A 12,761-nucleotide genomic window follows, 5' to 3' on the forward strand; every position below is an offset into this window, starting at 1 on the left:
CAACCAATACGTCCTCCTGGAAGCATTTATTCCAGCAAGGAAAAACTGTTGTTCAGCGAGATGTCGTGCCAAACAGCCGCCGTGACTCCTATAGTTCGCTTGGACCGCATGCCGGTTTTATCAGCCAATATGTACCCAGGCTCCCTGTGCGCACTACTGCGCTTTACCGATCTGTTCAAACGGCGTCGTGGCGGCGCGGCACGGTGTAATCATGAAACGTCTTAGTCTGACCGCGTCACTATGCGTTGCGTCGCTCATGTCGCCGGCTATTCAGGCGCAAGAACCGCAGACGCCCGGCTACCACTACACATTGCCGCTCGACGTCGCTCTCGACGCGGCGAAAGAAGCGATTCGCGTGTGCGAAACGAAGCATTACTGGGTGACCGCCACGGTGCTCGATATGGATGGCGTCCCGCAAGTGGTACTGCGCGGAGACAGGAGCACGGTACATACCGCTGAATCGAGCATGCGTAAAGCCTTCACCGTCGTGACGCTAGGGCCCGAATTCGGCTTTGACCGGTCGAGTGGCTTTTTCGAATTGATGAAGACGAGTCCGTACGCACCGCAACTTGCGACCGTGCACAACGTCATGGCGTTGCCGGGCGCGGTAGCGTTCAAGGTGAACGGAGAGATAGTGGGCGCGCTCGGTATCGGCGGCGCACCCGGCGGAGACAAGGACGAAGTGTGCGCTGCGGCGGGTGTAGCGAAAGTTGCGGACCGCTTACCGCGCTGAGCCTGCTGCCCGGTAACGCGGCGCGCTCAGGCGGCCGGGACTCGCGGATCGAAGTCGAACTCGAGCCGAATCCCGCCCGGTTCAAAAATCATCGTGTGCCGCTTTGGGCCGGCACCCAGGAGTTCGGGTGCGAATTGAACTTCGACACCGGGCCACTTGGACACCTTCGAGAACACGTCCTCGAGCGCTGCTTCACTGCCGACGCGCAGGGCCAGATGGTGCAGGCCGACGTTCGTTTTGCGGTCGAATTCCACACGGCCCGCTTGATTCTGCACTTCCCACAGCGTCAGCATCACGTGCCCGTCGGAGACGAATGCAGCCGGATAATCCGGCTTCTCTCCAATTTGCGTCCATCCCAAACAATTGATGAAAAAGTCGCGAGTGAGATTCAGATCGCGAACGGTCAAGCCGATGTGATCGATGCCAAGCGTCAGCGGTTTCGCAGTCATTTCGAGCCTCCGGGGTGTGGTGATGATGCTACCGCAGAAAAGCAATGTCGATCGATGACGCGCGCGGTGGCGCAATCAGATCGCAATTGATGTAGTCGGGACGCTCATTCGTGCATTGCGAGCCAGTCGTTGCGTGCATTCACGCGCACCCGGTAAACGATGTCTTGATTGATCTGGGGTTAACCCCGACAAGGTTGAAGCATAGACTTCATTCACCGCTTCAAACAACTGAGTTTGTTGCAGGCAGGTCCAACATTTATCGAGGTGTTTGCCATGAAATCAATTATCCGTGGAGTCCTTATTGCCAGCGCTCTTGTGATTCCCGCTGTGTCGTTCGCTCAATCGACGGAGCACACGACACGTGCGCAGGTCCGCGCAGAACTCGTGCAACTGGAGAGCGTGGGTTATCACGTCGGTGACGGCGATCCGACGCACTATCCTGATGCAATCCAGGCCGCCGAAGCGAAGGTGGCGGCACACGATGGATCGGCGATCAACTACGGTGGCGCGTCGAGCAGCACATCCCAGTCGGGTGGTGGCGTGTCGGCTGCGGACTGGAATGCAATGTATAGCCGCTGAGCGGTGATAGTCCTCCTTCTGGTACCAGGGCGCGGACGTTACGGCATCCCGCCCTGGGTTTCCGCAGGGCGCTCATCCATCAAGCCCGAAGCGGCCGCAGGGAACGAATACAAGAATTCTTGGCCGTCGGCGATAACTCGATTACTCTTTTCATTGCAATTGCGCAGGTGGCCATCGCGCCCCGTCATCGCCCCCGCGCACTGGTGACTGTCGATGGAAGGCGAGCGGACATATTCGGCAGCCGTTTCCATTGATTGACGCGTCGGAGCCATCGGCGGCAGTCGACCAGGCGACGGCGGCGTCCATCACGCATTGGAGGAGAAGCGGCGATGAGCAACGAGTCAGGGCTGGTAGGCGGTACACCCATCCCTCAGCCGTCCACGGACGAAAGCCGTATCGACGACGCGCACGCCGATGACCCGACCGTGCGCGATCACCCGCGATACCAACAGATGTTTCCGGTTCTCACCGATGCGGAAGTCGACAAGCTGCGCCGATTCGGCAGCTTGTCCCGCTACGTCAAAGGCGATTTGCTCTACCGTGCGGGAAGTCTTTGCCCCGGAATGTTCGTCCTGCTGTCGGGCAAAGTCCGGATAGTCGGCCGTGATGGGCTTGGCCACGAACGGGTCATTCACACCTATACGCAGCGCGGCGAGTTCACCTCGGATGTCACCCAGCTCTCGAGCAAGCCTGCGGTTGTCGACGCGCATGTCGTCGAAGATGTCGAAGTGGTGTTGGTACGGCCCGACGAACTCAGCGCCATGATGATCAGTGAAGCAGATCTTGGCGAAAAGATCATGCGCGCACTGATTCTCCGGCGTGTCCTCGTGATCGAGCGCGGACAAGGGGTGATTCTGGTCGGCTCATCCAATCATCCACAACTCCTCGCGTTGCAGAATTTCCTGCGCCGCAATGCTTTTCCGAACATGACGCTCGATGCAGAGCAGGATGCCGAAGCCATTGCACTGCTCGAGCGCCTGACGCCGCAGCCCGATGACTTTCCGCTTGTCGTTTGTCCGAACGGTACGGTGCTGCGAAATCCCGACGAGGGGCAGCTCGCATCTTGCCTCGGACTGATTCCCGAGTTCGATCCGACGCACGTCTACGATGTGGCGATCGTCGGCGCAGGCCCGGCGGGACTCGCGGCGGCCGTCTACGCGGCATCCGAGGGACTGTCGGTCGCGGCGCTCGACTGTCGCGCACCCGGCGGCCAGGCCGGTACGAGTGCGCGCATCGAGAACTATCTGGGCTTTCCCACCGGCATCACCGGTCAGGCTCTCGCGGGCCGCGCGTTCGTCCAGGCGCAGAAGTTCGGTGCACATATCGGCATCCCGTGCGAGGTCAAGGCGTTGTATTGCCACAAGCAACCGCCTGTCATAGAGCTTGCCGATGGCCGCCGCATTACCACGCGCACTGTGGTCATCGCCAGTGGTGCAGAGTATCGGCGACCTGATGTCGAGGACCTCCCGCGCTTCGAACGCTGTGGCGTTTATTACTGGGCTACGCCGATCGAAGCAAGGCTGTGCCGCAAGGAGCCGGTGTTGCTGGTCGGTGGCGGCAATTCCGCGGGGCAGGCGGCGGTGTTTCTGGCATCACACGCCGAGCATGTGCATATGTTCATTCGCGGCGCGAGCCTCGAGCACAGCATGTCGCACTATCTGGCCGAACGTGTCGCATCGCTGCCGAACGTGACGCTTCATACGCGCATCGAACTGACCGCGCTCGAGGGGGCGGCGCGCCTCGAGCGCGTGCACTACCGCGGTGCTGGCGGCATTGAAGGGAGCATGACGGCACATCATCTGTTCGTATTCATTGGCGCGGAACCGAATACTGAATGGCTCAAGACATGCAGCGTGTCGCTCGACAGCAAGGGGTTTGTATTGACGGGGACCGATCTTGGGGAAGCGGGCGTCCATTCGATGCCGTTGCAGACGAGCGTCGAGGGTGTCTTTGCCATCGGCGACGTTCGTTCAGGATCGACCAAGCGTGTCGCGTCGGCAGTGGGTGAGGGCGCGGCCGTGGTGGCGCAGATTCACGGTTGCCTGGCCGGTGCGCGGTGAGCGTATTCCCACACGCTCGACATCTCATTCAGACGAGTTCGACATCGAGTCGGCGTGGTTTTCCGCGCCTGAGTTAGGTCATGGTGTGATCCCGAATGCCGGCCTCGCGTTGCTCTCTCGCGTCGTCGGCCTCCGCAGGGCATGCGGCGCGGCTCGACGTCGCACAGATCAGCGACATCATCTCTGTCGTTGCCGGGAACACGTTTGAGCGGCCAATCTACGCGGGTAACGCCATAGCATTGGTGGAGTCGGATAATCCGGTGAAAGTGGTCACGGTCCGTACAACGGGCTTTGACCCGGTCGCATCAGACGGGGGCAGCGCGTCGATCGAGGTGATCGCGGCCGCCGCGGATGCCGGTATTTCGCAATTCGTGAGCCGCGAAGTGACGAAGCTGGATCGTCCGGAATTGACGTCGGCGAGCATCATCGTGTCGGGGGGGCGTGGTCTGGGCAGCGGCGAGAACTACAGGGAGGTGCTGGAACCGCTGGCGGACAAACTCGGTGCGGCGATAGGCGCATCGCGTGCGGCTGTCGACGCCGGCTATGCGCCGAACGACTATCAGGTCGGTCAGACGGGCAAGATCGTCGCGCCACAGTTGTACGTCGCGGTAGGCATTTCAGGTGCGATCCAGCACCTGGCCGGCATGAAAGACTCGAAGGTCATTGTCGCGATCAACAAGGACGAAGAGGCGCCGATTTTCAGCGTCGCGGACTACGGTCTGGTTGGCGACCTGTTCGATTGTGTTCCTTCGCTACTGCTCGAGTTGAACGCGCGGCAATGAACGCATCACTCTCGACGGGTCTTAGCGGCTTGCATCCTGGGGCATGGGCGGAATATACAGCCGGCTGGTCACGAGCATCACCGCTGCCAACACAATTATCCCGGCGAGAATGCCGGACAGCCGCATGAGCGCTGGCAACGGATCAGATGACCAATGATGATCCTGGACAAACACCATGATGAACGCGATGGTGAATTGCCGGCCCACGTAGCTTGCTCCCTCTCGTCCCGTTTGCACGTGACATCCTGCCCACACGCCGATGGACAGCGCGAGCATGCACAGCATTGCTTGCCCCTGCATCAGAGGGAGTAGCGCCACGCCGATCACGCCGGCCAGCAGGCAGCCGGCCACGCGCTGCACCATCTTTTCCATGACCGGCTGCCGCGTTCTGTCTGCTGCCAGGCCCGGCGGCACGATCAGCACCGCGATCGCCGTGACCATGGCTTGCGCGAAGCCCGGCAGATGCAGAACGTAAGTCAGGGATGCAAGGATTGTGATGGACAGCGCGGCCTGCACGCACAGCAGCACGCGGGTCGAGCGCGCCGATTCCAATGGCGGCGTCAGAACCGCGGCGGAAGGCACGCCCGAATCGCCCGTTGCACGAGCGACTGAAGCCGCCAATGGCGTCCTGTTCTTTCGGTACCACTTCGGCCCGAAATGAAACACGCTTGCCACCAGCAGGCAAGCCAGTGTTCCGACCGCGACCTCGGCGACTCGCAGCGCCGCAAATAATGCGGTCGCGCGGACGGATGCGAACTTGTGCGCTTCGTACGTCACCATCAAGGCAGTCACGCCGCCCAGAATCCAGGCGTAGGCCGCTTTGGACCCGTTGGCTCGATACACCGCGACAGCGCCGATCGCCCCTAACGCGGGCACAAACAGCCACGGTCGGTCACCAATCCAGGGCCCTGCCATGGTTCCCAGCGCGGCGCCTGCCACCGTGCCCATGATGCGGTGTGCGGCACGCTGCACGGAGCCGGCAAAACTCGTTTGCATGACGGCGAAGCCGCTGATTGCGGCCCACCACGTGTCTGACAGATTCAACGCGTTTGCAAGCGCGACAGAGAGTGCGACCGAGAGCATCGCCTCGGCGCCGAATGTCGCGCGCGCTCCGGAAGGCTTCCAGGCCGCCAGTTCACGCCCGAGCCCGAATAGAGCCGTCCTGCAGATCTGAGCAAGCGTGCCGAAGAGCGTCATCTATGCCGCCGCAGTCTCGTACCGCCAGCGCGAGGGACATAGTCCCGCGGCATTGCCGCATCGTGGTATGCGAGTCTTCCGAGCAACGGTGATCTGCCAGGCTTGGCGCACATGCGACCCGAGCGCCGCATCCGAAACAATGAGCGCAAGCACAACGGCAGAAAAGACATCGTGATCCATGTGGAACCGGCCTCCGTCGATCGCGCGGGTGATGACACTGACGTCGTGTCATCCTCGCAGCCATGCTGCAGATTATATGGCTGGCGGCGCGAGAGGCCATGCGTTTTCCGGCGCGCGGCCTGGTGGATCCGAATGGGCGGCTGATCCGGGCTTCCAGGAGGTCACGTCAGCCGGGATGACGCGGAACGGCCCGTCATCTGCTGCTGAGTCTTGCACGGTGCGAAGCGGATGTGCCCGTTGACACATCTTGCCGAACAGGACGGGCCGGAAGTTGCCACGCGTCGCGCAGCAGTCTCAGGAACTCGGCTTCGCGATCGCAGTGGCCACGGTCCGCCATGACGGCCTCGCTGCACAACTCCATGATGTCGCGCTGGAGCCGTCGGTCCTGCACATCGGCCGCGAGCCAGGCGAGCGTCGTGGGATCGACGTGACATACGTCGCTCCAGTTCAGGTACCCGGAGCGCGTCAGGTCTTCGTACAGCGTTTGCACGATCGAGAGCAGACGGTGTCGATTCAACAACAGGCGCCTTTCCATGCCGCAGCGATCGAGCGCCTCGAGTTCTGTGATGCTGAGGTGTCCATCGGATAGCAGGCATGCCGCCAGGATACGGCCCGCTGCCTCGGGACTGTTACATTGATAGTGACGCATTTGCTACTCCTCTCTATATCGGCAAGAACAAATCGGCGAAATGAATCCTGAGATGTTCCAGGTGAATCGCCGTGACAATTCAGTTCACCTCACGCGTTCGCTAACCGAGGAAAACGAAATGATGGGTGTGTCATGCGGCGCGCTGGGGTTTATTGGCGGAGGCATTCTGGCGGCCGCCCAACCGCCCGTCAGCGACGAGACGGCCGACCGATTGGAGCGAGGCGTGGCGCGACAGCGGGTCGTCTCGCAGAATCATTTCGATTGCGGTGCGGTCTGCTTTCCCCTGTTCAGTAAGCGGCACGCGATCTGCCACGACGATACGGATCCGTTTGGCGGCCAACGGGCCGAGCGCGATTTCGAGCTTGCGCATGCATTGCGCGACGTCCGTCTGCCCGGCGACCCACGGTTCGATCAGCGCGTTCCATCCATATTTGCCGGCAGACTGGTTTGCGGCCAGCGCCACGGCGTAGCGAACATCAGGCAAGCGGCACAGGGCGTCTTCGATCTGGGTGGGGCCAATCGCCAGTCCGTCGATCTCCGCGACATCGGCCGCGCGGCCGAGAACGTGCAGATTGGCTGCCTCGTCGATGAAGCCGGCGTCGCCGGTCAGGCACCAGCCGTCCTGAAACTTTTGTGCCTCCTCGACCGGCTGATGGTAGTAACCGTCTGCCACAGCGGCCGACCTGACTTCAATGGTTCCGCATTGTCCCGCGCACGCCAGGGTTCCATCGGCGCGACGCAAACGTACTTCGACACCAGGTCGAATGCGGCCCGCGCAAGCCAGCAGGTCCGGATTCGCCTCGTATGCGGACGGCGGCAGAATGCTGACGAGACCGGTTTCGCTTGCACCGTACATATGAGTGAGCACAGGACCCAGACGCGCGATCGCGCGTTGCCGCAGTACCGCGGGCGCTGACCCGCCGATGTGCGCAATGGAGCGCAGCGACGACAGGTCGCGCCGGCCGACGTCCGGGTGGTCCGTTGTTTCGAACAACTGAGGCTCGACGAGAAGCACGTCGGTGATGCGTTCTGATTCGATCGTCGCGAGCGTCTCCGCGGGATCGTACCGACGCTTCAGCACAACCGTACCGCCGCCGATGAGCGTGGTGTCGACGAGCACTTGCGACAGGTAGGCGAGCGGGCCATTGATAAGCTGACGCCGGTTCTGGTCGTTCGCTGCGCCGACCATCGACGAATATGTCGCGAAGGACCGTCGGCTGCATTTGGGCACACCCGTCGTGCCGCCCGATGAGACGACGACCGCGAGGTCATCGGCCCTTAGTCGTCTGCGCAATGGCAGGTCCGACTGCACTTGCGCGAGCTTGTCGAGGCGTGAAGATGCGGGACCGACGCCGACGAAGACCACGTGGCCCTCGACCGCAACGGGAATGTGGTGAAGGGTTTCCGGGAAGGCTACGAGAAGCGTCGGTTGGACGCGGGCCAGCAGGGCTGCGCGCCGTTCGGCATTCGCAGACCCAGGCACGAACATCGTGGCCGAACCAAGGAGGTTTGCTGCGTAGCGAATCGCTAGCGCGTCCGGGCAATTGGGGGCGAGCAGTGCAACCAGGCAGCTCCGGCCGATGCCAAGCGCGGCAAGCGCCCGCGCATAGCGAAATATTGTACTTCGCAGGGTCCTGCCCGTTACGTCATGATCGAGATAGCGCAAGACCGCACGATCAGATTGGTTTTCCAGTTGGTCGAGTAAGGCGTCAACATAGGGCCGAAAGGCTGCATTCCCGTCGTTTTGCATGATTGCTTCGCTCCAGTGATGCGTGATTCGATGTGCGAATCAGGCTGTGCTGTGAAGCATTGTGCGTTTGCAAAATGAGCGGAGAATTAGCCGGTGCGCAGGCGTTCGGCATGCTGGCGGACCGTGTCGGCGCTATGAGTTGTTCTGCTTCTTTAACGTAAGCTGGTTGACGTGCGTCTTTCCGCTGTTCTGGTATTTGCTGGCTGAACCCACGGCCAGCCGTCTGATGATCGTGCAACTCATCGGCACGCTGTTCGTGACGCAGCAAGGCGCCGCGCATCCGGGGATGCTGGTCAAGATATTCACCGTGCAGGGGCGTTCCACCGGTGTGGCCATTTCGTATAACTCCTCCGTCATGCTGTTTGGCGGGTTGGCGCCGTTCTATATCTCGTTGGTGGCGCATTTCACGGTCGCGCGCTTCATTGACGCGGTTTCTCGACGGGTGAGGCAGCAAGACGTTTCACTCAAGAAAAAAAGACCAGCCACCGGCTTGCGCCTGTCGCTGGTCTTTGACAGCGTCTCGCTTCAGCTGCGCAACGAGTTCTGACTAGAACTTGTGACGAATACCGAGGCTGACGATTTCTTGCGTGTGCGAGTCTCCCGTGAAGCCGTAGTCGGCCACCGAAGCAACTGCGGGTTGTAGTTGCTGCGGTGGAGTGCTGCGCGGATTGCGCTGCGTGCCGCTCGCGCGCTGCCACGCGCCTACCAGGTAAAGGTCCGTGCGCTTCGACAAGTTGTAGTCCGCACCCAGCGAAACCTGGTTGTACGATGCCGACGTGTCGCCTGAACCGTGCGTGTAGGTATAGCCGAGACCCAACAACGCAGCTGGCGTCACCTGGTAACCAAAATAGCCGCCGGCCACGTTGTAGCGCTCGGTCGAGACGAACGTCGACGCTCCGTCAGGCTTGTATTGCGCATTGCTGTAACGCACGCTGGCCGTGAATGGGCCGGTGACGAATTGCACGGCAACCGAAGCGATCCCGATCGACTTCGCCGTTGCGTATGCCCCGTTGACGATCGAATCGATCGTGCCGTCAGACGTGCTCGTGAAGGCGTTGTTCGGCCGTACCACGCTCGAGCTGGCATTGTTCATGCGGATGTAGCCTGCTGCCACGCTAAACGGACCCGTTCCGTAGGTTGCCGCACCCGACCACGTTTGCTGCGAACCCGTCTGGCCTGCCACGCCGCCGAACGCGTACATGCCTTCGAACTGGAAGCCAGCCCACGTTGGCGAGGTGTACTTGACCGCGCTGTTCGTGCGCGAGCTGTTGTCGTTGTTGTCGACGTCGCCCGGAGTCGTGAACGTGCTGCCGAAATAGTTGTCGGCCGTTAGCGGCTGAACCAGGTCGACGAGCGGGTCATATTGACGGCCAAGCGTCACGGTACCGTATGCCTCATGCGCCAGGCCGACGTATGCCTGACGGCCGAACATACGACCGCCCTGGGCCAACTGGCCATTGTTGATATCAAAGCCATTTTCCAACTGGAAGATTGCCTTCAGGCCGCCACCGAGATCTTCTGTACCCTTCAGGCCCCAGCGGTTGCCCTGCAGGTTGCCGCCAGCCAGCTGGTACAGATTCTTGCCCGCCGGATCGGCGTTGTGCACGAACTGGAACGCTTCATCGATGACGCCGTATAGGGTAACGCTGCTTTGTGCATGTACTGCGCCGGTTGCGCTGAGCAGTGCAAGCGAAACGGTAGATAGAGCGATTCGTTTCATCGATTTCTCCACGCAGACGGTTAGGTTGCTGTTGCGAAGTTGAGCGTAACCCCACACCCTGGGATACCGAAGCAAAAACAAAATTTCTGTCGCTTAATTCTGACACTTGCGCGCGCCGAATGCTCTCCAGACCGACTCGCATCGAACGCCGTAGAAAGAGAAAGTGGCGCGATAGCAGGGACTGACGGTTCTAACTTCAGGCCGTCGCAGATGCAAATGAGTCGAAAATTCTTCGCCTTTGTTGGCTTGGTATATCTCGACCTTTCTGCGCAACCTGATGGCGATATATCGAGCCGTGAAGTACGGGTTTTTTCGCACACGGATCAAATCGAAGTGGTCTGCCTGCGGCCAGGAACATCTGACAAAAGATCTGCGGCCGCCTTCATAGCCAATGCAAGTTGTGAACGTTGCATGCGCGTGCCTAAAAGGCAGCCATCGCTCGTTCTCGGCCCACGCATACGCTCGCGACGATTGACCTTGCCTAGTTGGTTTGCCGCAAACAGCGGTTCGACAAAGCGTTCGATACAGTCAGACATCGCCGCTCTTCATTCTCACAAGATGTCCTGGTGGTTGAAGTCAAATCGTTTTTATTTTCAGGTGGTTAGGATCGGTGAGAGGGTGGATGGATCGGGCTTGGCATAACCCGTGCATTTGTAGCTGCGGGCGCAACGACGACCGGTTTGTGCTTTCGCCGCGGCGTCAGCAATATTGCTCACATTCCAGGGGAAATGCGTTGTTCGTTTGAGCCTCTTTGTCAGCGCGCGGCAGACCCTTTGCCTCTTCCCATCAACGTTGAATTGCGCGCCGAAAATGGACCGATCCGGGTGCATTCGAGTATTCAGCAACCTTATTACTGGAGTCCTTATGAAGTCGAAATTTCTCGTCGCTCTATTAGTCGCGAGCTCTGCCTCGCTGGCTGCTCCCGCGTTCGCGAGCGGTTACGGCCCCGCACCCTTCTATCGCCCGGACGTCGGCGAGCCAGCAGCGCAACGCAGTCAAAGCGCTCAGACGATGGCCGCGGAAGTAGGCCCGGGAAGCATGGTTGACGAAAACAGTAGTGGCGTCGGCGGTAACGAATCGGTCAGGTCGCAGTCGGGAGGGCCTGCCCCGGCTGACAGCGTCGGCTTGATGTATCGCGGCAATTGATAAGCCCGGTCGCGGGGCGCGGATCAGCCAGCGTTCTGCGACCGAACCCTCATTGTGGCGGGCTATCTCAGCTTGTACACGCGTTTAGCAAAATCATCGCGTGTATGCCCGAAAGCGTCTATTGCCACGTGTCGCTGTTCTGTGCAACCTGGTTATCGTCAAACAAAGGTTTCAGCAACATAAGCAGATCTTTCGAATCCGACATGTTCGTTGGCGCGGTGACATCCGACACCAACACGCCTCTCACGTACTCGGATTGTCGTACAGACTGATTAGACGTCTGGTTCAGCGTCGCCTGAAGCAGCTTGCCGCGTTTCGTTGCGATGTTGGTTTTATGGAAACCCGCGACGCTTCGACCTGGCACGATTTTCAGAGCTAGTTTAGCCGTCACCGACGCGTCCTATATCCTCCTGTCGATGCCTTCGCAGTGCAGTCGCCGAAGCACGAGTTACCGCGAGTAAAATGATCCGACTGCAACGCCAACCAGTCAAAAATATGAACCTCGGCCGGATCGACCTTAATCTCTTGCGTGTATTCGACGCAGTATTCGAGGACCGCAATCTGGTCCTTGCCGGAAAGCGGTTGAATCTTAGCCAGTCCGCCGTGAGCCACGCGCTGGGGCGGTTGCGGGACGCACTGGAGGACGACCTGTTCGTCCGGACCTCGAAAGGAATGGAGCCGACAGCGCGTGCAGTCGCGATGGCAGCCCCCTTGCGCAACGCACTCCACCAGATTCAAGTGGCGCTGGGCGACGAGCCGTTCCGGCCCGACGTTGCTGAACGTGAGTTTGTCGTCGCGGCGAACGACTACATCACGATGCTTCTTCTCGGCCGTCTCAGTCAGAGACTTGCCGCCGAAGCTCCGATGGTCAATCTTGTGATACGGCCTTCCACGCGGTTGGATCTCGCCGGGCAGATTGACATTGGCCGGATCGACATCGCCATTGGAATTTTTGCGGAGGTGCCTCCGCGCTTCCAGTCGATGATGGTGTGGCAGCAGAGAGATGTGCTGGTGATGCGTCAGGATCACCCCATTGGCGAGCGCACGGTCACTCACGACGACCTGTTGAGCTACCCACTTGTCGCTGTCTCGCTCGGTGGCGCGGAAGAGGGCGCTGTTGGCGGCTTTATCGTCGAGCGGGGTTTGGCGCGACAGTCGGAAATGTTCGATCGGCAGGCGTTGGAAGATGCCTTTCCAGAGGAATCGGCGCGACCGCGGCTGAGGGTCGCTGTGGCCCATTCGCTGGCGATCCCTGCGTTGCTGCGTCACAGTGAGATGTTCGCCATCGTACCCTCCCCATTGGGACGCGAGTTCGAGCGCTACGGCGAGCTGAAAACGCGAGCGACGCCGTACCCGCCTCCGGAGTCCGCGGTCAGAGCGGTGTGGCATGCGCGGAACGCCCACGACCCGGCGTTGCAGTGGCTGCGGGCGCAGATACTCGACATCGGCAGGCAGGTTCGAAGCTAGCGGTCCCGTTTCCTTCAAGATCATCTTGCAGTCTTTTCACCGCGCTTGA

At 60.5% G+C, this 12,761-nt stretch carries 14 protein-coding genes and 1 pseudogene; 7 read left to right on the plus strand and 8 right to left on the minus strand.

The window, feature by feature from the left end; all coding sequences use genetic code 11:
• Positions 1 to 211: 211 nt before the first annotated feature.
• Positions 212 to 733, plus strand: a complete 522-nt coding sequence (locus tag PQR32_RS01640) for a GlcG/HbpS family heme-binding protein (protein WP_408221836.1) — start codon at positions 212 to 214, stop codon at positions 731 to 733.
• A gap of 26 nt (positions 734 to 759) precedes the next feature.
• Here PQR32_RS01640 and PQR32_RS01645 read toward each other — a convergent pair whose 3' ends face one another.
• The gene (locus PQR32_RS01645; protein WP_408221837.1) at positions 760 to 1,182 is read right to left on the minus strand and encodes a VOC family protein; all 423 of its coding nucleotides are present in this window, start codon (positions 1,180 to 1,182) and stop codon (positions 760 to 762) included.
• Positions 1,183 to 1,455: 273 nt separating this feature from the next.
• Between PQR32_RS01645 and PQR32_RS01650 the strand changes: the two genes are divergently transcribed.
• Complete coding sequence (locus PQR32_RS01650; RefSeq protein WP_408221838.1) at positions 1,456 to 1,761, plus strand: DUF4148 domain-containing protein; 306 nt, start codon at positions 1,456 to 1,458, stop codon at positions 1,759 to 1,761.
• 38 nt (positions 1,762 to 1,799) lie between these two features.
• On the opposite strand, the gene PQR32_RS01655 is transcribed toward PQR32_RS01650, so the two are convergent.
• Positions 1,800 to 2,012: a hypothetical protein gene (locus tag PQR32_RS01655; protein WP_408221839.1), complete on the minus strand. Its 213-nt coding sequence runs from the start codon at positions 2,010 to 2,012 to the stop codon at positions 1,800 to 1,802.
• 78 nt (positions 2,013 to 2,090) lie between these two features.
• Here PQR32_RS01655 and PQR32_RS01660 point away from each other — a divergent pair, with 78 nt between their 5' ends.
• Both PQR32_RS01660 and PQR32_RS01665 read left to right on the plus strand, forming a co-directional pair.
• Positions 2,091 to 3,821: an FAD-dependent oxidoreductase gene (locus tag PQR32_RS01660; protein WP_408221840.1), complete on the plus strand. Its 1,731-nt coding sequence runs from the start codon at positions 2,091 to 2,093 to the stop codon at positions 3,819 to 3,821.
• A 143-nt stretch (positions 3,822 to 3,964) separates the two neighbouring features.
• Positions 3,965 to 4,603 (plus strand): annotated as a pseudogene (locus PQR32_RS01665) (electron transfer flavoprotein subunit alpha/FixB family protein); the annotation flags it as partial.
• A gap of 21 nt (positions 4,604 to 4,624) precedes the next feature.
• On the opposite strand, the gene PQR32_RS01670 reads toward PQR32_RS01665, so the two are convergent.
• The 3 genes from PQR32_RS01670 to PQR32_RS01680 form a co-directional block, all read right to left on the minus strand.
• Positions 4,625 to 5,800, minus strand: a complete 1,176-nt coding sequence (locus tag PQR32_RS01670) for an FUSC family protein (RefSeq protein WP_408221841.1) — start codon at positions 5,798 to 5,800, stop codon at positions 4,625 to 4,627.
• A gap of 373 nt (positions 5,801 to 6,173) precedes the next feature.
• The gene (locus PQR32_RS01675; protein WP_408221842.1) at positions 6,174 to 6,629 is read right to left on the minus strand and encodes a TerB family tellurite resistance protein; all 456 of its coding nucleotides are present in this window, start codon (positions 6,627 to 6,629) and stop codon (positions 6,174 to 6,176) included.
• A gap of 130 nt (positions 6,630 to 6,759) precedes the next feature.
• Positions 6,760 to 8,379, minus strand: coding sequence for a class I adenylate-forming enzyme family protein (locus PQR32_RS01680; RefSeq protein ID WP_408221843.1), 1,620 nt, complete (start codon positions 8,377 to 8,379; stop codon positions 6,760 to 6,762).
• Positions 8,380 to 8,518: 139 nt separating this feature from the next.
• Between PQR32_RS01680 and PQR32_RS01685 the strand changes: the two genes are divergently transcribed.
• Complete coding sequence (locus PQR32_RS01685) at positions 8,519 to 8,926, plus strand: hypothetical protein (RefSeq protein ID WP_408221844.1); 408 nt, start codon at positions 8,519 to 8,521, stop codon at positions 8,924 to 8,926.
• Here the strand turns inward: PQR32_RS01685 and PQR32_RS01690 are convergent, their stop codons facing one another.
• Positions 8,927 to 10,099: a porin gene (locus tag PQR32_RS01690; protein ID WP_408221845.1), complete on the minus strand. Its 1,173-nt coding sequence runs from the start codon at positions 10,097 to 10,099 to the stop codon at positions 8,927 to 8,929.
• A 323-nt stretch (positions 10,100 to 10,422) separates the two neighbouring features.
• The gene (locus tag PQR32_RS01695) at positions 10,423 to 10,635 is read right to left on the minus strand and encodes a hypothetical protein (protein WP_408221846.1); all 213 of its coding nucleotides are present in this window, start codon (positions 10,633 to 10,635) and stop codon (positions 10,423 to 10,425) included.
• Between the two features lie 328 nt (positions 10,636 to 10,963).
• On the opposite strand from PQR32_RS01695, the gene PQR32_RS01700 reads away from it, so the two are divergent.
• A complete protein-coding gene (locus PQR32_RS01700) occupies positions 10,964 to 11,245 on the plus strand; it encodes a hypothetical protein (RefSeq protein WP_408221847.1) in 282 nt (93 codons plus the stop codon).
• 118 nt (positions 11,246 to 11,363) lie between these two features.
• On the opposite strand, the gene PQR32_RS01705 is transcribed toward PQR32_RS01700, so the two are convergent.
• Positions 11,364 to 11,636, minus strand: a complete 273-nt coding sequence (locus PQR32_RS01705; RefSeq protein ID WP_408221848.1) for a hypothetical protein — start codon at positions 11,634 to 11,636, stop codon at positions 11,364 to 11,366.
• A 104-nt stretch (positions 11,637 to 11,740) separates the two neighbouring features.
• Between PQR32_RS01705 and PQR32_RS01710 the strand changes: the two genes are divergently transcribed.
• Positions 11,741 to 12,712, plus strand: a complete 972-nt coding sequence (locus tag PQR32_RS01710) for a LysR family transcriptional regulator (protein ID WP_408221955.1) — start codon at positions 11,741 to 11,743, stop codon at positions 12,710 to 12,712.
• Positions 12,713 to 12,761 lie beyond the last annotated feature (49 nt).

It is taken from the genome of Paraburkholderia dipogonis (genome assembly GCF_046027395.1).
Taxonomy (GTDB): Bacteria; Pseudomonadota; Gammaproteobacteria; order Burkholderiales; family Burkholderiaceae; genus Paraburkholderia; species Paraburkholderia dipogonis_A.